Source organism: Duganella paludis, assembly GCF_054461335.1.
In genome coordinates this window covers 551,648-572,107 of record NZ_CM136922.1, presented here as the reverse complement: position 1 = coordinate 572,107, position 20,460 = coordinate 551,648, and the positions used below count along the sequence as shown (strand labels likewise).

Here is a 20,460-nt window from a genome sequence, read left to right as displayed (position 1 = left end):
GCTCTGAAGTAAAATTGCTTTTACATAGAGTTGAAGGAAGATCATGCAGCAGAATGCCCTGTCCAGCGTGGATGCGATTGAAGCGGAGCGGTTCCGCCAGTTCATCATGGGCGTAACCGACTACGCCATCTACATGCTCTCTCCCGAAGGCGTGGTGGTCACGTGGAACGCCGGGGCGCAACGCTTCAAGGGCTACCACCCCGATGAGATCATCGGCCGCCATTTCTCCATGTTCTACACCGAGGAAGACCGCGCCAAGGGCCGGCCGACGCTGGCGCTGGAACTGGCGCGCACCACCGGCAAGTTCGAGGACGAAGGCTGGCGCGTGCGCAAGGACGGCAGCCGCTTCTGGGCCAACGTGGTGATCGATCCGATTCTCGACCCCAACGGTGAGTTGATGGGCTTTGCCAAGATCACCCGCGACATCACCGAGCGCCGCGTGGCCGCCGAGCAGCTGGAGCGGGCGCGCGAGGCGCTGTTCCAGTCGCAGAAGCTGGAGGCGATCGGCAAGCTCACCGGCGGCATCGCGCACGACTTCAACAATCTGCTGAGTGTGATCATGAACGGCCTGGAACTGCTGCGCATGTCCAAGGACCCGGCCATGGTCGCCAAGTCGGTCGACACCATGTCGCGCGCGGCCCAGCGCGGCGCGTCGCTGACGCAGCAATTGCTGGCCTTCGCGCGCCAGCAGCCCTTGCGCCAGGAGTCGCACGACGTGGCCCGCGTGATCCGTTCGTTCGAGGCGGTGCTGCGGCGCGCGCTGCCCGACGACATGCATATGTACCTGCAAGTCCATGCCGACCTGCCGAACGCCATGATCGATCCCACCCAGTTCGAATCCGGCCTGCTCAACCTGGTGGTCAACGCCCGCGACGCCATGGGCGACGGCGGTGAAGTGCTGATTGACCTGGATGTCGTGGCGCTGGCCGAGAACGAAGTGGAACGCTTGCCGGCGGGCCGTTACGTGCGCGTGATGGTCAAGGACAATGGCGCCGGCATGCCGAAGGAAACGATTTTGCGCGCGGTCGAGCCGTTCTTCACCACCAAGGAAGTCGGCAAGGGCACCGGCCTGGGCCTGAGCCAGGTGTACGGCATGGTGCAGCAATGCCAGGGCGCGCTGACCATCGATTCGGAAGTGGGCGCGGGGACGGCGGTGGCGATGTATTTCCCGGCCGTGGCGCGCGAGGCGGACGGCGGTGAGGACGGCACGCTGGCCAGCGCCGAAAAAGTCCTGCTGGTGGACGACCAGATCGACGTGCTGGAGACGGCCATCAGCCTGTTCTCGCATCTCGGTTACGAAGTACTGTCGGCCGATAACGCCACGCAGGCATTGGAGACGCTGCGCCAGCATCCTGACATCGGCATCCTGTTCAGCGACGTGGTCATGCCGGGCATGAATGGCGTGGAGCTGGGCAAGGCCGCGCGCGCCGCCTTCCCGGACTTGAAGATCGTGCTGGCATCGGGCTACGTCAAGGCCGCGTTGCGCGATCAGATGCCGGACATCGGCAACTTCGAGCTGATCGCCAAGCCTTACCGCTTGAGCGACTTGATCCGCGTACTAAAGGTTCTATAGGTTCGCTGGCGCACATTGTTGACGTGCGAGCTGCGGCAGTATGAGGGTTTGAGGAGCTTTTGTGACCCCGTACCACATCCCCGCCGCGCAACAGCAAGCCTTGCTGGCGCTGGGCGCCGCCTTGCGCGCCCGCCAATACCGGTTTTCCACTGTCACACCGGCCACGCAGGCGCGCGTGCTGGCGCGTGCGGCCGAGCCGCAGACGGCGACCTTGCGCGACATCTTCGGCTGGAGCCGGCCGTTCGCCGCCAGCGCGGTCGACGGCACGTTGCTGGCGCTGATGCGCGCGGCCGGCGTGGTGGAGGAGCAGGGCGGTTCGCTGCGCAGCGCGCTCAGGGTGTCCACGCTGGCGGGCGAGTGGCTGTTTCACTCGGCGTATCCGACCACGCAGGCGGAGGCGGTATTCTTCGGCCCCGACACCTGCCGCTTCTTGCGCGCGATGGCGCACACGCTGGCGCCGGCATCGATCATGCGCCCGCCCGCGTCGGCGTTCGCGTCTGCGCCGCCGTCGCCGGCTGCATCCGCAGCGGCGCCATCGCGCATCGTTGAAATCTGCTGCGGCAGCGGCGCGGCCGCGATTGCGCTGGCCCGCCGTTTCCCGCAGGCCGAAGTGATCGCCGCCGACATCAACGCCCGCGCGCTGGCGCTGGCCGACATCAATATGCGCCTGGCCGGCGTGTCCAACGCCCGCAGCTGCTACAGCAATCTGCTGCACCAACTCGACGGCCAGTTCGACCTGATCGTCGCCAATCCGCCCTACCTGCTCGACCCATCCGAGCGCGCCTACCGCCACGGCGGCGGTGAACTCGGCATCGGCCTGTCGCTGCAAATCGTGCGCGCCGCCATCGAACGGCTGGCGCCAGGCGGCGCCTTGTGGCTCTACACCGGCGTCGCGATGACCAACGGCGACGACCCATTCCTGCGCCACGCCGCCGCACTGCTGGACGAAGCAGGCCTGCACTGGACCTACGAAGAAATCGATCCCGACGTCTTCGGCGAAGAACTGGAAACGCCAGCCTACGCCAGCGCCGAGCGCATCGCCGCAGTGTGGCTGGTGGCCACCAAGGAGGGCTGACCATGCGCATCGTCCAACAGCGCCTGCTGCGCGGCGCCAACCTATACAGCCGCACCACCTGCATCGTGGCCGTGATCGAATCGACCCAGCCCGAAGCTGGACCGCAACTGGCCTACACCGCGCTCTACCTGCAGCATGCCTGCGGGGAGCCGGTGGAATTCATGCACGCCGAACCGGCCGAGCAGCCGCAGGCCGGCCAGCCCCAAGACGGCGCACCCGCGCAATGGCGCGTGGTGGTGCAGTACGCGCTCGAACACCTAGGCCAGGCCGCGCTGGCCGCCGCCGCCGAGCTGATCTCCGCCACCGAACGTGGCGAAACTCCCGACGTCGCCGCAGCAGTGACATCCCTGCGCGCGCTGGCGGCCAGCATGCAATTGCCGCCCGCCGCCAGCGCCCTCGCACGTGAAGCCGCCGCGCTGGGCATCCCGGTCCAGCGCATCAGCGAACATGGCGGCCTGATACGGCTAGGCTGGGGCAAGCGCCAATGGCGCTTCGTCGACCAGGCCGGCGACGACAATCGCCTGCTCAGCAACACCCTGCTGCACGACCGCCAGATGATGCGCTCCCTGCTGATCGAGGCGCAACTGCAAGTACCGGACGAAGACTTCCACTCGCCGCAACGACAGCCCGGCGAACGCCTGCGCGTGCAGGTCATGGACGGCGTCGCACAACACCCCGATCCCGACGCCGGCTACGTCAGCGAACGCGCCGGCGCCACCCTAGGCCTGGCGCACGCCCAGGTCGACCTGCTGCCCGGACGGCACGGCTACAAGGTGGACGCCGTGCTGGGCGCCGTCCCGCCCAGCCACGACCAGCGCATGCTGCGGCGCGAACTGCACGCCGACGCGGCGCAGGGACGCATCCCGGTCATCGGCGTCACCGGCACCAACGGCAAGACCACCACCACGCTGATGATCGCGCACGCGGTCAAGCTAGCGGGCTACCGCACCGGCTGCGCCAGCACCCAGGGCATTGCGCTGGACGGCCGCCTGTACGCCGACGGCGACTGCACCGGCTACTGGTCGCACCGCAGCGTGCTCAGTTCTCCGCAGACTGAATTCGCCGTGCTGGAAACCGCGCGCGGCGGCCTGCTCAAGCGCGGCCTGGCCTACGACCGCTGCAGCGTCGGCGTCATGCTCAACGTCTCCGACGACCACCTCGGCCTCGATGGCGTGGAGACGGTGGAGCAGCTGGCGCGTGTGAAATCGCTGGTGGTATCGGCCGCCGCGACCGCTGTGCTGAACGCCGACGACGCCCACTGCGTGGCGGCGCGCGCGCGCCTGGCGCCTGGTGCACGCACCATGTATTTTTCGATGAAGCTTGATAACCCGGTGCTCATCGCGCACCTGGAGCAGGGCGGCGACGCCGTCTGGCTGGAGAACGACATTATCATGCTGAGTCAGCGACAGGTGCGCCAGCGCGTGATCAAGGCTGCGCACATCCCGGCCACCTGCGGCGGGCTGGCGCGCTACAATATCGCCAACAGCATGGCGGCCGTGGCGGCGCTGGCGGCGTGTGGTTTCAGCGTGGCGCAGGTCGCGGCGGGGCTGTCGAGCTTTGAATCGGACGCCGCCACCAACCCGCTGCGTTCCAACGTGTTTGAACTGGGACCTGTGCGCATCGTGCTTGATTATGCGCACAACCCGGCGGCGTATGCGGCCTTGGCGACGCTGGCGCGCGGGCTGGCGCAAGGGCAGGGCCAGAGCAAGGCGACGGGATGGGATGCGGGCCGGGTGCTGGCGGTGGTGACCTCGCCCGGCGACCGCCGCGACGAAGACCTGATGCGTACCGGCGCCACCTGCGCCGCGCACTTCGACCAGTTGTTCGTGTATGAATCGCAGGGCAGGGGCAGGGGGCCGGGCGTGGCGGCGGAATTGATCAGCGAGGGCGCACGGGCCGAGGGCGGCGCCAAAGTCACCACCTATGCCGACGCCGCAACGGCGGTGCAGGCGGCCTATCTGGCATGCCGGCCGGGCGATGTCCTGGTATTCGCCTGCGGCACCGAAGTGGCGACGTTGATCGAAGCGATCCGCGCCATCGATGCGCCAGCCGCGGAACGGCTGGCGCAGCAGGCTGCTCCGGCTTAAACCAGGGACGCGTCGATGCGCGCCGCGTTGACCGGGTCGACCGGGCGCAGCGCATCGACCAGTTCCGATACCGACGAACCGCAGGCGTACACCAGCACATCGCCCTCGCGGCACTGGCTCAACCCCATGCGCAAGGCTTGCGCCGGGTCGATTTCCAGCAGCACGTTGGCGCCGATACCGACACCGCTCTCCCGCGCCGCCGCCCGCATGATCGCCGCCCGTTCGCCGTGCGCGCGGCCACGGTCTTCACTCGGCCACTCATAGAACACAGCCGTGTCGAAGCCGCCGCACACTTTCCCGATCTGCCGGAACGCCTGCTCGCTGCGGTCGCCCGGCGACGTTGCCACCACCACCGTGCGTCCCGTGGTCATGGCGCGCGCGGTGTCGGCCAGCGCCGCGAACGCCGCTGGATTGTGTGCGAAATCGACGATCACCTGCACGCCATTGATGTCATACAGATTGCCCCGCACCGGGTTGTTTCGCGCATCCGACACAAAGGTGCGCAGGCCGGCGGCAATCGCGCCGTTGCCAACGTCGCAGGCCAGCAGCGCAGCCGCTGCTGCCAGGCCGTTGGCGATGTTGTGGCGCGCGCAGCCACCCAGGGTCGACGGCATGTCCGTCGCCGCCAGCAGCGGCAGCGGCTCGCCCGCACCATCCGACACCATCAGCGAGCCATCCTGCAGCCAGGCCGCCCGTCCACCCGCGCGCAGGTGCCGCAGCAGCGCCGGATGGTTGGCTTCGCAGCTGAAGTAGATGCGTTCCACCTCATCGTCCAGCGCCGCGCCGATCGCCATGCAACGGTGGTCCTCGGCGTTCAGCACCACGGCCTTGCCGGCCGCCTGCGCCACCACCGCCTTGACGGCCATCAGTTCATCCAGCGTTTCCACGCCGTCCATGCCAAGGTGGTCATCGCTGATGTTGAGCAGCACGGCCACGTCGCAACGATCGAAGGCCAGGCCGCGCTTGAGAATCCCGCCACGCGCCGTTTCCAGCACCGCGAATTCCACCTCCGGCGCCGACAGCACCGTGCGCGCCGACCAGTAACCGCTGCAATCGCCGCGCGTGACTGCCTGGCCGTTGATGAAAACGCCCTCGCTGGTGGTGCAGCCGGTGCCGATGCCGGCCTGGCGCAGCACGTGCTCGATCATCAGGGTGGTGGTGGTCTTGCCGTTGGTGCCGGTGACGGCGATCACCGGGATGCGGCCATCCTGCTGGCCGAACATCGATTCGACGATGGCTGCACCGGCATCGCGCGGCACGCCGGCACTTGGGTATTCGTGCATGCGAATGCCCGGCGCCGCGTTGATTTCAATGACGGCGCCATTGCGGCCATCCAGCGGCGTGGCGATGTCTTCGCACACCAGGTCGATGCCCGCCACGTCCAGCCCGATCTTGCGGGCGGCGCGCACGCACATCGCCAGCGTGGCCGGCGGCAGGCGGTCGGTGACGTCTTCCGCCGTGCCGCCGCTGGACAGGTTGGCATTGCCGCGCATGAGCACACGGCGGCCTTCTTCCGGCACGCTGTCGAAGGTCAGTTCCTGTGCCGCCAGCGTGGTCTCGGCGTGGCCGTCCAGCGGAATGCGGGTCAGGATGTTGGTGTGGCCTTCGCCGCGCGCCGGATTGCGGTTTTCAAGTTCCACCAGCGCGCGCACGGTCGAGACGCCGTCGCCGATGACGGAGGCGGGGCGGCGGCGCGCGGCGGCGACCACGCGTTCGCCGGCCACCAGGATGCGGTAATCGTCGCCTGGAATGTAGCGTTCAACGATGATGGTGCGGCCATGTTCGCGCGCGCGTTCGAAAGCCAGGGCCACGTCGTCCGGCGTGCCGCAGCGGGTGGTGACGCCGCGCCCATGGTTGCCGTCCAGCGGCTTGATGGTGACCAGCCCCTCCAGATCGCGTGCTGCGCGCTGCGCCTGTTCCAGCGTGCGCACGCTGACGCCTTCCGGCACCGGCACCCCGGCTTCCTGTAGCAGGGCCTTGGTCAGTTGCTTGTCCGAGGCGATGCCGACCGCGATATGGCCGGTGTCGCCGGTGATGGTCGCCTGCAGGCGTTTTTGTTGCGCGCCCCATCCCAGCAGGAACAGATTGGCTTCCTCGGTCAGGCGTTGATACGGAATGTTCTGGCGCGCCGCCGCGCGCAGGATGGCGCCGGTGCTGGTGCCGATGGCGTGGCGTTCGGCCGTCTCGCGCAGTTCGGCGACGCCGTTCTCCAGCAGGCGGGCGACATGGTCCGCGCCATCCGTGCCATCGACCATGGCGCGCACCAGCGACACCGCCAGATCGCAAGCCTCGATCGCCACTTGTTCGAGTTCATACGAGCACACCACCCGATACTGGCCGGGCTTGCCCACCACATCATGCGTGCGGCCCAGATAGGTCGGCGTGCCGGCCAGGCATTGCAACGCGATGGTCACATGCTCCACCACGTGCGCCAGGTTGGCGCCCTTGCGCAGCGCCTGCACGAAGCCGCCGTACTGTCCCGCCGAGCAGCGGTGGTCGTACAACGACGGCAGCAGCTCCAGCAAGCGCGTGTTGAAACCTTCCATGGCGGCGGTGTCGTGGTCGCGTAGCGCCTGCAGGTCGATCAGGGTCAGCAGGCAAGGCTGGCGCGAGTACAGGTTCGGTCCGCGCAGTACGTGTTGTTTAACGATGATCATGCTATTCAATTCCTGTCGGTGAGATATGAGATGAAATCGGCCAGTGGACCGTCGTCCCCGGCGTTGGAGAAGGAGCCTGACGGCAGCAGGTGCAGGCGCACGTCCAGCATTTCCGGCACGGCGCCGGCGCGGATGTCGGTGACGTTGGTGCGCGCACTCCGGCAATCGACCACCGTGACGCTGCCCGCGCCGGCCACTTCGATGCCGTCCTCGCGCACGATCAGCGCCGTGTCTTCGTCGATGCCGGCGCCCAGCAAAAACGGACTTTGCGCAATGACGCTGAGCAGGCGGTTGATGCGGTGGCGTTGCGAGAAGTGCTGGTCGATGATGACGCGGCTGACAAAACCCAGCCCCGCGCCCAGCCGCACCGCGCCTTTTTCCGGCGCCAGTTCGGCCTTGCCCTCGGATAGCATGTGCGTGCACAGCGCCGAGGCGCCGGCGCTGGTGCCGGCGATGCAGGCGCCATCCACGTAAGCCTTGCGCATGGCGCGTTCCAGCTGCGTGCCGCCCAGGATGGCGACCAGGCGTTTCTGGTCGCCGCCGGTCATGAAGATGGCGCGCGCCTGCGCCACGCGATGCGCCAGCATGTCGTCTTCTGCCTCGGCGCGGCTTTCGATGCGCACGTGGGTGGCGCCGCTCACGCCCATTTCGGCGAAGGCTTTGGCGTACATGTCCCAGACGTCGTCCGGCACGGTGCTGGCGGCGGTGATGACGGCGATCGGCTGCGCCGGCCCGCCGGCCAGTTCGACGAAGCGCTTCAGTATGTCCATGCTGTCGGTGCGGTCCTCGCCGCCGCCGATGATCATCAGAGTCCCGTTCATGGGCTCAGTCGATCAGCTGGCGGTACATGCGAGTGGCCATCAGTCCCAACGGCCGGTGATGCTGTGCCGGCGACATCAGTTCCCGCAGCAGCGTCATGGCGGACTGCTTGCTGCCCAGCGTGGCGACCTGCTGTTCCAGCCGGCGCAGCGGGCTGGCGTCTTCTTCATCGCCGCCGTGGTGGCGCACGGTGCCGCGTGGCGGACCGCGACGCTGGGCGTGGTGCAGGCCCAGTGAATCGAGGGAGCGCTGGCGGGCGCGGAAGCTCGGCACGCGCGCCGGCGTCACAATCCAGTCGCGCAGCACCTGCTGTTCGTAGGCGCTGAAGACGCCGAACATTTCGGCGCGCTCGCTCTGGATCAGGCGCCAGAAGCGGCTGTTTTCCGGCGGTTGGCCGCGCTGGATCCAGCCGGCGCTTTCCAGCTCGGTCAGCATGGCGGGGATCTGCTGCGGATCGCTCAGCCATTCGTTGATGCCGCGACCGGCCAGGCGGCAGTAGTCGGAATGCATATTGCAGCCGGCGTGGCTCTTGGCCGCCATGATGTCGACCAGCTCCGTCTCCAGGTCGAAGCCGGCGATGACCGACGTGGTGCAGGCGCCCAGGTCGTTGAGGCGGTAGCCGTCCTGCACGCGCTGCCAGACGGCGGCGCTGTCGCCCAGGCGCGGCAGCAGTTGCAGCAGCGCCTGCACGGCTTTGTGGGCGTGGCCGGTGCTGCCGTTGTCCACCGTGATGTGCAGGGTGAAGTAGTAGGGATCGATGCCCAACTCGTTCAGTTCGTAGGCGCTGATGAGCAGGTGCAGCGGCAACTGTTCGTAGCCGAGGTTGTAGCCGATGATTTCCGGCAGGAATCGCTCGGCGTCATAGGCCAGCGCCAGCTGGATCGCGCCCTGTTCGAAATAGGTGTCCGGCAAGTCGTGCCAGTTGTCGCAGTCGTGGGCGGCCAATAGCTTTTTGTAAAGCAACACGTGATTCTTTTCGGGCACGCCGTCGCCCAGCTCTTCCAGGTAGGTCTGGATCAGCGGACGGAAGTCGGGATCGTCCCAGCGTTCGAGCAGGCCGTACAGCCAGGCACCATCGACCAGCTTGGTCGGCGCCACGTGCTTGAGGAAATGCAGGGCGTGCGACTGGTTGCTGAAGTAGCGGCGCGGCGCGCCTTCGCGGCGGCCCTGCAGGTAAGCCTGGTATTCCATGCCGACCGTGAAGGCGCGGCTGGCCACCCACGGCGCCAGCTGGTCCGGTGCGGCCGGCAGGTCGCAGCGCAGCTGGCGCGCAGCCTGCAGGCGCTGCATCAGAAAGGTGCGGCCTTGCACCAGTGCTTCGTCGCCGGGATTGCCGCGGTTCAGGGCGTGGTACACGGCTGCTGCGCCGGGCGCGGCGACAGTGACGGCGGCCGGCGCCGTCGCGAAGGCCGTTTGTTCTAGTTGTGACATGGGAATCCTGTGGCTGGGCTAACGTCGTTGAACGATTATCGACGTTGCCGAGCCCGCCCCACATCGGTGCGTGACTTGTGTGCACGTAAGAGTAGGCTGACAGCACGCGCCAGGACGGTGCGCTGCCGTGGACAGCCGGGGAGTGCCTAGCCGGCTTCGAGATTGCTGCGAATTTGGGCCAGCAGGGTTTGCAGCTGCGCCAGCTGGTCGGCGCTCATGCCGGCCACGGCCGCGTTGGACGCTTGCGCGCCCAGGTCGTGCAGGTGGTTGAAGATACGCTGGCCTTCGGCGCTCAGGCTCAGGCGCGTGATGCGGCGGTCGCTGTCGTCGGCCACCGCGTCCAGCAGGCTCTTGTCGCGCAGGCCTTTCAGCAGGCGCGCCAGCTGCGCCTTGTCGCGGCCAGAATGCGCCACCAGGTCGCCTTGCGTGGCGCCGGGACGGCGCGAGAAAAATCCCAGCGCCTTGTATTCCATGTGGGTCAACTCGTGCGGGTTGTCGCGCATGCCTTGCAGCTGGCGCGCCCGGTACAAATGCATGATCGAATGGATGGCGTCGAACACCGTATCGGATTGGTTGACTTTATTAACTTGTTTGGTCATAATAGGTGACATTATCAACTAAGAGGTGCATGATGAGCAATCGAATCCAACGTGTGCGGCATGAACTCAAACGTCGGGAACTGCAAGTGGTCGACGTGCGGCATCTGACGCCTGACTATGTCAGCGTAACATTCAAAGGCGAGACCTTACACGATTTCGTCTCGTCCTCCTACGACGACCATGTGAAATTCCTGATCAGCGATGAAGTGCGGCGCGATTTCACGCCGCGCAGCTACGACAACGAAAAGCGCGAGCTGACCATCGAATTCGCGCTGCACGCCACGGGCGCGGCGTCCGACTGGGCGCGCCAGGCGGAGCCGGGGCAGAGCGCCGTGGTCGCCGGCCCGCGCGGCTCGATGATCATCCCGATGGACTACGCCTGGCACGTGTTGGCCGGCGACGTCACCGCGCTGCCGGCGATCCGCCGCCGGCTGGAGGAACTGCCGGCCGGCGCGCAGGTGCAGGTGCTGGTGGCGGGACCGGAAGCGTCCGCGCTAAGCTTCGACAGCGCGGCGCAGGTCACGCTGCAGCGCTTCGGCGACGTGCAGGCGCTGCTGGCGGCAATCCGCGCCATGGCGCTGCCGGCAGGCGAAGGCTTTTTCTGGTTTGCGGGGGAAGCGGCGGTGGCCGCGCAGGTGCGCGACGCGGTGTTCGGCGACAAGGGCCACCCGCGCGAGGCGGCCCGTATCTCCGCGTACTGGAAGCAGGGCGCTTCCGGCCACCATGAAGATCTTTAAAGCTTAGAAGCTATGCTTGATGCCGGTGATGATGCCGGTCTGGTTCAAGCCCGCGCCGACCGAACCGCCGGCGCTGAGCGCCAGCGCCGCCGCGCCGTCGTTGTTGATGCGGCCCGCCGCCACATAAACGGCGCTGCGCTTCGACAGGTTGTAGACGCCACGGATCAGCAGCTGTGAGCTGTCGTTGGACGTGGCGCGGTAATCGAGCTTGGCGAACTGGCCGTCGATGGTGAACAGCGGCGTCACGTTGTAGGCCGCGCCGATGTACACCAGGTTGCTGCGCGGCTGGACGGTGGAGCCTTCGTTGTTGCGGTTGATGATGCCGACGCCGACCTTCCAGTCATCGCGCTTGATGAAGGCGGCGACGTGGCCACGGCTGTCGGTCTTGCTGCTGCTGTTCAGGCCATTGGCCGCGCCGGCGCCGCCGTAGATGCGGTCATAGGCGCTGATCAGGGAGTAGCCGTTGCCGTCGTAGCGCAGCAGGGCCGACCACTCGCGGCAGGCGGTGGCGTCGGTGGCGCTTTCGCCGGCGCAGGCGGTGCCGGCCGGGCCGCCGGCGGCCGAGGTGTCGCGGCCCAGACTATAAGTGGCGCCCACGGTCACGCCGCTGAAGGTGCCGCGATAGGCGATCGAGTTGTCGCTGCGGCCGTTCGGAATGGCCGAATCGAGCGAACCGAGGCCGTACTGCGACGGGCCGATGATGTCGACGTCATAGGTCGAGATGTTCAGCATATTGTAGTTGCGGCCGAAGGTCAGCTGGCCCCATTTGCCCTGCAAGCCGACCCACGCCTGGCGGCCGAACAAGCGGTTCTGGCCCTGGGTGCCGGTGTCCGGCGCGAAGCCGTTCTCCAGCTGGAAGATGGCTTTCAGGCCGTCGCCCAGATCCTCCGTGCCACGGAAGCCGAGGCGCGACGGGAACATGCCGCCGCCCAGGCTGGGCATGCGGGTTACGCTGTTGCCGGCGGCGTCGGCGTTGCTGTACTGCTCGACGGCGGCATCGATGATGCCGTACATGGTGACGCTGCTCTGCGCCTGTGCGGCGCCGGCCAGCATGAGGGATGCGGCGAATGCGATTTTTTTCATGTTTTAAGTCTCCTTGTTTTGGTGTGAATTATTTTTCTGCCGGTTTGTCCCAGGTGGCGGACGAGCCCACCGAGTACAGCGCGCCGGGCGCGTTGCGGGTCTTCTGGAAATCCTCCAGCGACTGCCCGCGCATGGCCGCGTAGATGTGCAGGTTCGACACGCCCACCACCGCGCCCAGCTTCTCCAGCAAGAAGAAGATCACGCCGTACTGGATCATGCCGCGCCAGTCGCGCCGCGTGACCAGGTCGCGTTCCTGCGGCGTCAGGCCGGCGTCGTCGTAGGTCGCCTCCGGCGCGTCCTTGAAGCGCTGGCGGAACGCCGGGTCGACCAGTTGGTGCAGATACTTGTTGATGCGGTAGGCGCGCACGCTGGTCTCCAGCGTGAACGGATAGGTGCCCGGCAGTTCCTCGGCGCCCTTGGTCTGGTGCGCCATGTGCGCGCGGTGCGCCTCCACGGCTACCGCGTTCAGCGCCTTGTCCTGCGCCGCCGCGTTTTCGTACAGGGCCACGGCGATGCCGGTCATCGACGGCAGGTAGTACTCCCGGTGCACGCAATTGAGCTTGCTCGACATGGCGCCGCGCATCGCCATCCACATCACCACCTCCGCGCTTTCCCAGCCGCCCAGCCGCGCAAAGTCGGCGTGGGTCATGTTGAGCAGCGTTTCAGGATCGTTCTCGAACAGGTCCAGGAACTGGTGATCCCACGGCGTGTTGTTGAAGCCCGCGCGCTCGCCATGCACCTGGTGCGACAGGCCACCGGTGGCCACCAGCACCACGTTCAAATCCTCCGGATAGCTTTCGATCGCGCGGCGCAAGCCCTGACCGAGCTTGTAGCAACGGCGCGCCGACGGCACCGGGAACTGCAGCACGCCGATCTGCAGCGGCACGATCTTGCCCGGCCACTCCTGCTCGTGCGGCCACAGGATGGACAGCGGCGAGAAGCAGCCGTGGTCCAGTCCTTTCTCCTGGAAGAACGACATGTCGAATTCGTCCGCCATCAGCGACTGGCCGATGTGGCGCGCCAGGCCCGCGTGGCCGGCCACCGGCGGCAGCTTGCGCGCGCCGCCGCCTTCGTCGGCCGGATGGTAGCTCTCGCCGATGCCCAGCGCGAACGCCGAGTAGTGGTCGAAGAAGAACGAGGTCACGTGATCGTTGTAGATCACCAGCATGACGTCGGGCTTTTTCTCCGCCAGCCATTGCTGCACCGGTTCGTAGGCCTTGAAGATGGGCGCCCAGGCGGCGTCCTGTTGCTTGTTGGCGTCCAACGCGAAACCGATGGTCGGCGTGTGGGAGGAGGCGATGGCGCCGATGATGTTAGCCATGATGTAGTCCTAAGCTTTCACTGCCTCGGCGCGTTGACCGAGCTTGTTGATAATGATGAAGATGGCCGCCAGCGTGGCAGGTCCCGCCAGGATCGCGATCACCGAACTGAAACCCCAGCCCATCGACAGCAGCACGCCGCCGGCGAAGGAACCGAAGATGCTGCCGAAACGGCCCATGCCCTGCATCCAGCTGACACCGGTGGCGCGCACCATGGTTGGGTAGCACGATGGGGCGTAGGCATTCAGGCCGGTTTGCGCGCCGCTCATGCAGAAGCCCGCCAGCAGCACGAACACGGCGAACAGCGACGATTCCACGCTGCCCGAGGCCAGGCACAGGATGAAGACGGCGCCGCCGAAGTAGGCCAGCGAGATCACCTTGTTCGGCGATACGCGGTCCATGAAGTAACCGACCAGCAGCGCGCCCACGGTGCCGCCCAACTGGAACAGCGCGGTGATGTTGGCGGCGCGTTCGATCGGCAGCCCGGCGTCCTTGATCATGGTCGGCAGCCAGCCGCTCAGCAGGTAGATTACCAGCAGGCCCATGAAGTAGGTGCCCCACAGCGACAACGTGGTGGCGCGATAAGCAGGCGACAACAGTACTTTGCCCGGCTGCGAGCCGGTGACCTGCGGTTCGCTGATGGTGAAGTTGGCGTTGGCCGGCACGTCGCCGCCGACCACGCGGCGCAACGTGCGGCCGATGCGCTCGGACGGGAATTTGCGCACCACCAGGAAGCGCACCGATTCAGGTATCAGCAGCAAGTAGACCGGCAGGCAGGCCAGAGGGATCAGGCCACCGGCGATCAGCACCGCGCGCCAGCCGTGGTTCGGCAGCAGCGCGGCCGCGCCGAAGCCGACCAGCGCCGAGCCGAGGTTAAAGCCGGTGAACATGATAGCGATCAGCGTCGAGCGCGAACGCTCCGGCACGTATTCCGACAGCAGGGTGGTGGTGTTGGGCATGGCGGCGCCGAGACCGAGGCCGGTCAGGAAGCGCAGCAGCGACAGGGTGGTGACGTCGTTGGCGAAAGCACTGAGCACGCTGAAGGCGCCGAACCAGGCGACGGAGGTCATCAGCAGCTTCTTGCGGCCGAAGCGGTCCGACATCGGGCCGACCAGGATGGCGCCGATGGCCAGGCCGATCGGCGCGGCGCTCATCACCACGCCGAAGGCGGCGCGCGAGATGCCCCATTCCTTGGTGATGGCCGGCGCCAGGAAGCCCATGATGGCGACGTCCATGCCGTCGGTGGCCACGATCAGGAAGCACAGGGCCAGCAGCAGCCATTGGTAGCCGCTCATCTTGCGGCCGTTGATGTGTGCCCGAACGTCGAGCGTTTGTCCTATATTCATTAAGTCTCCTGTCTGCTATCTAGTTTTGTGTAAAGTGGTGTAAAGGCGAATTGCACCGCCACCGCTTCACTAGTGTATGTTTGGACAGGAGGGAGAGTATTGCTTTTGCTTGCCGAACCGTTGCAATCTGCTTATCGCCGTGGTTTTTATCGCCAGGCGGCGCTGATCGTTTCAATCTCGGCCAGCAGCGCGTAGGCGCCGGGCGAGAGGTGGGCGTTCTTGCGGGTGGTGACGCCGATCGTGCGTTCCATGCCGGGCATTTCGAACGGCAGCACCACTAATTGGCCGGTGCGCACCTCGTGGTGCAGCTGGTGCGCCGACAGCACGGTCAGCATGTCGCTCGACACCAGCAGCCCACGCAGCAACGCCAGGTCGCCGGTTTCCACGGCGGGCGAGGGTGGCTGCTTGCCCTGCCGTTCGAAGAACTGCACCAGCGATTCGCGCAGCGGCGTGCCGCTGCGCGACAGTCCCCATGGATAGCCGCCCAGGTCATCGAGTTTGAGCTTGCTGCGGCGGGTCAGCGGATGGCCGGCGCGCGCCACTAGCGCGGCCTTGTCCTCGAACAGCGAGCGCGATTCGAAGGCGTCGCCGACACCGGCGCGCTGCGCGCCGACGATGAAGTCGATACGCCCGCTCAGCAGGCTGGCGGTGAGTTCCTCATATGGGCTTTCCAGCGAACGGATTTGCAGCTGCGGGTGACGCTTGAGCACCGACGATATGGCCACCGGCAGCAGCTGCGAGCGCGCCAGCGGCAGCGCGCCGATACTGACCACGCCCAGCACCACGCCGGCCAGCGCGGCGATGTCCTCCGGGATGTGGCGCAGCTCGGCCAGCACGCGCTCGAACGATTCGGTCCAACGCCGGCCGGCGTCGGTGGGCACCATGCCGTGCGCGGTGCGCAGGAACAGGGGTTGGCCCAGCATGTCCTCGAGCCGGGCGATGGCCTGGCTGACCGCCGACTGCGACACGCCCATCACGTGCGCCACGCTGGGCATGTGGTGCGCTTCGGCCAGCAGCGAGGCGGCCTGCAGGCGGCGCTCGTTGAGCAGCGCCTCGATGCCGCCGACCTTGCCGCCGGCTTTTGCGCCGCTGCGGTCGCGCAGGCGCACGGCTTCCTCGCGGACTTCGTGCAGCTCGGACTCGATGCGGTCGGCGCGCTTGCGCACCACGTCGCCGGCGGCTGTGAGCAGCATGCCGCGTCCCTTGCGTTCGAACAGTTGGGCGCCAAGGCTCTCTTCCAGCGCCGCCACCGAACGCGCCACTGCCGAGGAGGCGCGGAACAAACTCTCGGACGAACGGCGGATGCCGCCGCTGGCGGCGACGGCATTGAAGGCATGAAGGTGACGCAGGCTGACCAGGGACATGGTGGTTGAAATAGGTTCGCGATAAGCAGATTAGAACAAATCAACGCCCACAACGCAACCACGCAAATGTTGCCGGCATTGATACTTGTGGCATTCACACTGCCACCCGAGCCGTCACCATGAACCTGGATCCCGTTTCCGATCAACGCGCCATACCCTGCATGCTGATGCGCGGCGGCACCTCGCGTGGGCCGTTCTTCCTTGAATCCGATTTGCCGGCCGACCGCGCCGCGCGCGACCGCGTGCTGTTGGCCGCCATCGGTTCGCCCGATCCGCGCCAGATCGACGGTTTGGGCGGCGCGCATCCGCTGACCAGTAAAGCAGGCATCGTGCGGCGCAGCACCACGCCCGGCGTGGACCTGGATTTTTTGTTCGCCCAGCTGCAGCCGCATAACGACACGGTGGACGTCACGCCCAACTGCGGCAACATGCTGGCCGCCGTGCTGCCGTTCGCGCTTGAGCGCGGACTGCTGCCGATTGCCGACGGCGTGACCACCGCGCGCATCCTGACCTTGAACACCGATATGCAGTGCGACGTCACCGTGCAGACGCCCGGCGGCAAGCTGCAATATGGCGGCGACGCCCGCATCGACGGCGTCCCCGGCACGGCCGCGCCGATCACCATCAACTTCCTCGATACCGCCGGCTCGGTGTGCCCGTCGCTGCTGCCGACCGGCCGGGCGCTGGACCGCATCGACGTTGGTGCCGCCGCCGCTGCGGCCCGCGCCAAGGCCAACGCCAACGCCAGCGGCGCCGCAGCCGCGGCGAGTGCCGGCAACGCCGCGCCATTCGCCGTCGACGCCACGCTGATCGACAACGGCATGCCGATGGTGCTGGTGCGCGCCGCCGCCTTCGGCATCACCGGCTACGAAAGTGCCGCCGAGCTGACCGCCAACGACGCCTTGCGCGCGCGCCTGGAAGCGCTGCGCCTGGCGGCCGGCCCGCTGATGGGCCTCGGCGACGTCGCGGCCAAGAACTATCCGAAAATGTGCCTGATCGCCCCCGCGCGCGACGGCGGTGCGCTCAGCACCCGCTGCTTCATCCCGCACGTCTGCCACGATTCCATCGGGGTGCTGGCCGCCGTCACCATCGCCACCGCCTGCGTGCTGCCCGGCTCCATCGCCGACGGCGTCGCCAGCGCGGGGCGCGAGGCCTGCCAGACGCTCTCCATCGAACATCCCACCGGCGAATTCAGCGTCGAACTGGAAACCGACCAATCCGGACAAGTGCTGCGCGCCGCCTTGCTGCGCACCGCCCGTCCCATCATGCGCGGCGAAGTCTTCGTCCCCGCCCATCTCTAAAAGGATCCATCCATGATTATTGACTGCCACGGCCACTACACCACCGCGCCCAAAGCGCTGGAAGACTGGCGCAACCAGCAGATCGCCAACCTGAACACGCCGGCCCTCGGCCCGAAAGTCGCCGATCTGAAAATCAGCGACGACGAGCTGCGCGAATCCATCGAAACCAACCAGCTGCGCCTGATGAAGGAGCGCGGCTCCGACCTCACCATCTTCTCGCCGCGCGCCAGCTTCATGGCGCACCACATCGGCGACTTCAACACCAGCGCCACCTGGGCCGCCATCTGCAACGAGTTGTGCGCGCGCGTGGCGCAGCTGGTCCCCGAGCACTTCATCGGCGCGGCCATGCTGCCCCAATCGCCGGGCGTTGACCCGGCCACCAGCATTCCGGAACTGGAGAAGTGCGTCAAGGAGTACGGCATGGTGGGCATCAACCTCAATCCCGATCCATCGGGCGGGCACTGGACCGCGCCGCCGCTGTCGGACCGGTCGTGGTATCCGATCTACGAAAAGATGGTGGAGTACGAAATTCCCGCCATGATCCACGTCAGCACCAGCTGCAACGCCTGTTTCCACACCACCGGCGCGCATTATCTGAACGCCGACACGACTGCCTTCATGCAGTGCCTGACCAGCGACTTGTTCAAGGACTTCCCGACGCTGAAGTTCCTGATCCCGCACGGCGGCGGCGCCGTGCCTTACCACTGGGGCCGATTCCGCGGCCTGGCGCAGGAGATGAAAAAGCCGCTGCTCTCGGAGCACCTGCTGAACAACATCTACTTCGACACCTGCGTCTACCACCAGCCGGGCATCGACCTGCTGACCAAGGTCATGCCGGTCAAGAACGTGTTGTTCGCCTCGGAGATGATCGGCGCGGTGCGCGGCATCGATCCGGAAACCGGCAACTACTACGACGACACCAAACGCTACATCGAAGCGGCCAATCTGACCGACACCGATCGCGCGAATATCTTTGAACACAACGCCCGCCGCGTCTTCCCGCGCCTGGATGCAGCAATGAAGGAGAAGGGCTTATGACCGCACCGCTGATTAACCAACTGGGCGTCGTCAAGCGCAACATCGTGCGCGCCGAGCGTGAACACGTCGAGCACCTGGGCAGCTTCGGCAGCGCCACCGTGCACGAGGCCATGGGCCGCGTCGGTTTGCTCAAGCCTTACATGCGTCCCATCTACGCCGGCGCGCAGGCCGCCGGCACCGCCGTCACGGTGCTGCTGCATCCGGGCGACAACTGGATGATGCACGTGGTGGCGGAGCAGATCCAGCCGGGCGACATCGTCGTTGCGGCCATCACTGCCGAATGCAGCGACGGCTATTTCGGCGACCTGCTTGCCACCAGCTTCAAGGCGCGCGGCGCCAAGGCCCTGATCATCGACGCCGGCGTGCGCGACGTGCGCTTCCTGACCGAGATGGGCTTCCCGGTGTGGAGCAAGAACATCAGCGCCAAGGGCACCATCAAATCGACGCTCGGCTCGGTGAACATCCCGGTGCTGTGCGCCGGCGCGCTGGTCAACCCCGGCGATGCCGTCATCGCCGACGATGACGGCGTGGTCATCGTGCCGGCCGCCGACGTGGCGCGCGTCGCCGCAGTGGCGCAAAAACGCGAAGACCTCGAAGGCGAAAAGCGCGCCAAACTGGCGGCGGGCGTGCTGGGCCTGGACATGTACAACATGCGCGGCCCGCTGGAGCAGGCCGGCTTGAAGTACATCGACTGATGTACAACCACCAATGGAGACTTGAGTGAACTATAAAAATATCGCAGTCCTGATCGCAATGACCGGCATCTCCGCCTTGGCCCTGGCGACGCCGGAAGATGATGCCCAGGCGCTGGTCAAGAAGGCGTCCGCCTACATCAAGGCTAACGGCATCGAGAAAGCCTGCGCCGACTTCGCCGACCCGTCCAAAGGCTTCCGTCCCAACGGCGCCTATGTCTACGTCCACGATATCCGTGCCAAGATGGTGTGTAATCCCGGCAGTCCGCGCACCGAAGGCAAGGAGATGATCGAAGTGAAAGACATGGATGGCAAATACTTCAACAAGGAGATGGTGAGCCTCGCCACCACCAAGGGGAGCGGCTTCGTCGAGTACAAGTGGACCAATCCGGCGACGCAGAAGATGCAGGACAAGAAGTCCTACATCGAACGCCAGGGCGAATATATCGTCGGCTCGGGCTTCTACAAGTAAGTCACTGGCGCGGCGAGGGCAGCAATTGCCGGATCGCCGCCGCCACGATGTCGGGCGACGTCAGCGCCATCTGGTGGCTGGAGTCGGCCACTACCGTGGTCGCTTTCGGATACAGCGCGCGCACGGTGTCCTGCGTCGCCTTGTCCGTCCTGAAGGCGCCGAAGTCCACGGCGATGGCGGTGTTTGATGTCGGCTGGTTCATCAGCCGCACAATGGGCTTGTCGTCGATACCCGGCAGCGCCAGTATCATTTCGCCGGTGTCGTCGATCTGCTCGATCTCGCGCCACACCGAACTTGAAAACGCCAGCCGACCGGCGAGGCGGGTGGTCAGCGGGAAGTCCTGCGTTTTCTTGATCATGCGCGGGTAGATGGAATCGACCAGCAGCAGGCCTTTCACTTCATCCGGATACATTCTGGCGTATAGCTGCATGTACAAGCCGCCTAGTGAGTGGCCGACCAGCACATACGGCGGCCGCAGTCCCTTGTGGCGCAACACGCCGCGCAGTTCCTCGACGATGGTGCGGCCGTCGCGCGGCGTGGTCGCGATCTCGCTGTTGCCGTAGCCCGGCCGGTTGTACACGAACACCGACGCATCCGATGCGATCCGCTCCGGCACCGTGCCCCATTTATCGATCGTATTGCGCGAGCCCCCTTCGAATACCACCACGCCTTCAGACGTCGGGTGGCGGATGGTCAGCGATTCCACCTGGCGTCCGTTGATGGCTTCAACAACCGGCGCTGCAGACGCCGGCGCGGCGAGGATCAGGATGAGTAGTATCGATGCGGGCTTGAACATTGGCGTCTCCACGAAAGAAAACGCCAGCATCGCCCAAGGTGCGCGGCGGTGCACGCCCAATGCGACGAATC

17 protein-coding genes are annotated in these 20,460 nt (G+C 66.3%); 8 read left to right on the top strand and 9 right to left on the bottom strand.

The features are described 5' to 3' along the window. Nucleotides 1-43: 43 nt before the first annotated feature. The 3 genes from ACXZ1M_RS02510 (at nucleotide 44) to ACXZ1M_RS02500 (ending at nucleotide 4,735) form a co-directional block, all read left to right on the top strand. Nucleotides 44-1,573, top strand: a complete 1,530-nt coding sequence (locus ACXZ1M_RS02510) for a PAS domain S-box protein (RefSeq protein ID WP_459051660.1) — start codon at nucleotides 44-46, stop codon at nucleotides 1,571-1,573. Nucleotides 1,574-1,634: 61 nt separating this feature from the next. Beyond that, the gene (locus ACXZ1M_RS02505) at nucleotides 1,635-2,648 is read left to right on the top strand and encodes a methyltransferase (RefSeq protein ID WP_459051659.1); all 1,014 of its coding nucleotides are present in this window, start codon (nucleotides 1,635-1,637) and stop codon (nucleotides 2,646-2,648) included. A 2-nt stretch (nucleotides 2,649-2,650) separates the two neighbouring features. Next, a complete protein-coding gene (locus ACXZ1M_RS02500; protein WP_459051658.1) occupies nucleotides 2,651-4,735 on the top strand; it encodes a Mur ligase family protein in 2,085 nt (694 codons plus the stop codon). Here the strand turns inward: ACXZ1M_RS02500 and cphA are convergent. The 4 genes from cphA to ACXZ1M_RS02480 form a co-directional block, all read right to left on the bottom strand. Beyond that, entirely contained in the window at nucleotides 4,732-7,392 is a 2,661-nt protein-coding gene (gene cphA, locus ACXZ1M_RS02495; protein WP_459051657.1) for a cyanophycin synthetase, read from the bottom strand. The two genes, ACXZ1M_RS02500 and cphA, sit on opposite strands and share 4 nt — an antisense overlap. Nucleotides 7,393-7,397: 5 nt before the next feature. After that, nucleotides 7,398-8,213 (bottom strand): cyanophycinase, encoded by an 816-nt coding sequence (locus tag ACXZ1M_RS02490; RefSeq protein ID WP_459051656.1) that lies wholly within the window; start codon nucleotides 8,211-8,213, stop codon nucleotides 7,398-7,400. A 4-nt stretch (nucleotides 8,214-8,217) separates the two neighbouring features. Then, nucleotides 8,218-9,642 (bottom strand): iron-containing redox enzyme family protein, encoded by a 1,425-nt coding sequence (locus ACXZ1M_RS02485; RefSeq protein ID WP_459051655.1) that lies wholly within the window; start codon nucleotides 9,640-9,642, stop codon nucleotides 8,218-8,220. Between the two features lie 146 nt (nucleotides 9,643-9,788). Continuing rightward, on the bottom strand, nucleotides 9,789-10,241 hold the full coding sequence (locus tag ACXZ1M_RS02480) for a MarR family winged helix-turn-helix transcriptional regulator (RefSeq protein WP_459051654.1): 453 nt from the start codon (nucleotides 10,239-10,241) through the stop codon (nucleotides 9,789-9,791). Nucleotides 10,242-10,273: 32 nt separating this feature from the next. Between ACXZ1M_RS02480 and ACXZ1M_RS02475 the strand changes: the two genes are divergently transcribed. Continuing rightward, complete coding sequence (locus ACXZ1M_RS02475; RefSeq protein ID WP_459051653.1) at nucleotides 10,274-10,978, top strand: siderophore-interacting protein; 705 nt, start codon at nucleotides 10,274-10,276, stop codon at nucleotides 10,976-10,978. A gap of 3 nt (nucleotides 10,979-10,981) precedes the next feature. Here the strand turns inward: ACXZ1M_RS02475 and ACXZ1M_RS02470 are convergent, their stop codons facing one another. The 4 genes from ACXZ1M_RS02470 to ACXZ1M_RS02455 form a co-directional block, all read right to left on the bottom strand. After that, nucleotides 10,982-12,061 carry a porin gene (locus ACXZ1M_RS02470; protein WP_459051652.1) on the bottom strand — a complete coding sequence of 360 codons (1,080 nt, stop codon included), beginning with the start codon at nucleotides 12,059-12,061 and terminating at the stop codon, nucleotides 10,982-10,984. A gap of 28 nt (nucleotides 12,062-12,089) precedes the next feature. Beyond that, nucleotides 12,090-13,382, bottom strand: a complete 1,293-nt coding sequence (locus ACXZ1M_RS02465) for a gallate dioxygenase (RefSeq protein WP_459051651.1) — start codon at nucleotides 13,380-13,382, stop codon at nucleotides 12,090-12,092. Between the two features lie 9 nt (nucleotides 13,383-13,391). After that, entirely contained in the window at nucleotides 13,392-14,726 is a 1,335-nt protein-coding gene (locus tag ACXZ1M_RS02460; RefSeq protein ID WP_459051650.1) for an MFS transporter, read from the bottom strand. Nucleotides 14,727-14,872: 146 nt separating this feature from the next. Beyond that, nucleotides 14,873-16,090 carry a LysR family transcriptional regulator gene (locus ACXZ1M_RS02455; RefSeq protein ID WP_459051649.1) on the bottom strand — a complete coding sequence of 406 codons (1,218 nt, stop codon included), beginning with the start codon at nucleotides 16,088-16,090 and terminating at the stop codon, nucleotides 14,873-14,875. 119 nt (nucleotides 16,091-16,209) lie between these two features. Here ACXZ1M_RS02455 and ACXZ1M_RS02450 point away from each other — a divergent pair, with 119 nt between their 5' ends. From ACXZ1M_RS02450 to ACXZ1M_RS02435, 4 genes are read left to right on the top strand one after another with little or no spacing between them, the layout of a single operon-like run. Continuing rightward, entirely contained in the window at nucleotides 16,210-17,391 is a 1,182-nt protein-coding gene (locus ACXZ1M_RS02450; protein ID WP_459051648.1) for a 4-oxalomesaconate tautomerase, read from the top strand. 12 nt (nucleotides 17,392-17,403) lie between these two features. After that, nucleotides 17,404-18,429 carry an amidohydrolase family protein gene (locus tag ACXZ1M_RS02445; RefSeq protein WP_459051647.1) on the top strand — a complete coding sequence of 342 codons (1,026 nt, stop codon included), beginning with the start codon at nucleotides 17,404-17,406 and terminating at the stop codon, nucleotides 18,427-18,429. Between the two features lie 11 nt (nucleotides 18,430-18,440). Beyond that, the gene (gene ligK / locus ACXZ1M_RS02440) at nucleotides 18,441-19,124 is read left to right on the top strand and encodes a 4-carboxy-4-hydroxy-2-oxoadipate aldolase/oxaloacetate decarboxylase (RefSeq protein ID WP_459053962.1); all 684 of its coding nucleotides are present in this window, start codon (nucleotides 18,441-18,443) and stop codon (nucleotides 19,122-19,124) included. A gap of 25 nt (nucleotides 19,125-19,149) precedes the next feature. Continuing rightward, a complete protein-coding gene (locus tag ACXZ1M_RS02435) occupies nucleotides 19,150-19,593 on the top strand; it encodes a cache domain-containing protein (RefSeq protein ID WP_459051646.1) in 444 nt (147 codons plus the stop codon). A gap of 1 nt (nucleotide 19,594) precedes the next feature. On the opposite strand, the gene ACXZ1M_RS02430 is transcribed toward ACXZ1M_RS02435, so the two are convergent. Further along, entirely contained in the window at nucleotides 19,595-20,389 is a 795-nt protein-coding gene (locus ACXZ1M_RS02430; RefSeq protein ID WP_459051645.1) for an alpha/beta fold hydrolase, read from the bottom strand. Nucleotides 20,390-20,460: the final 71 nt, after the last annotated feature.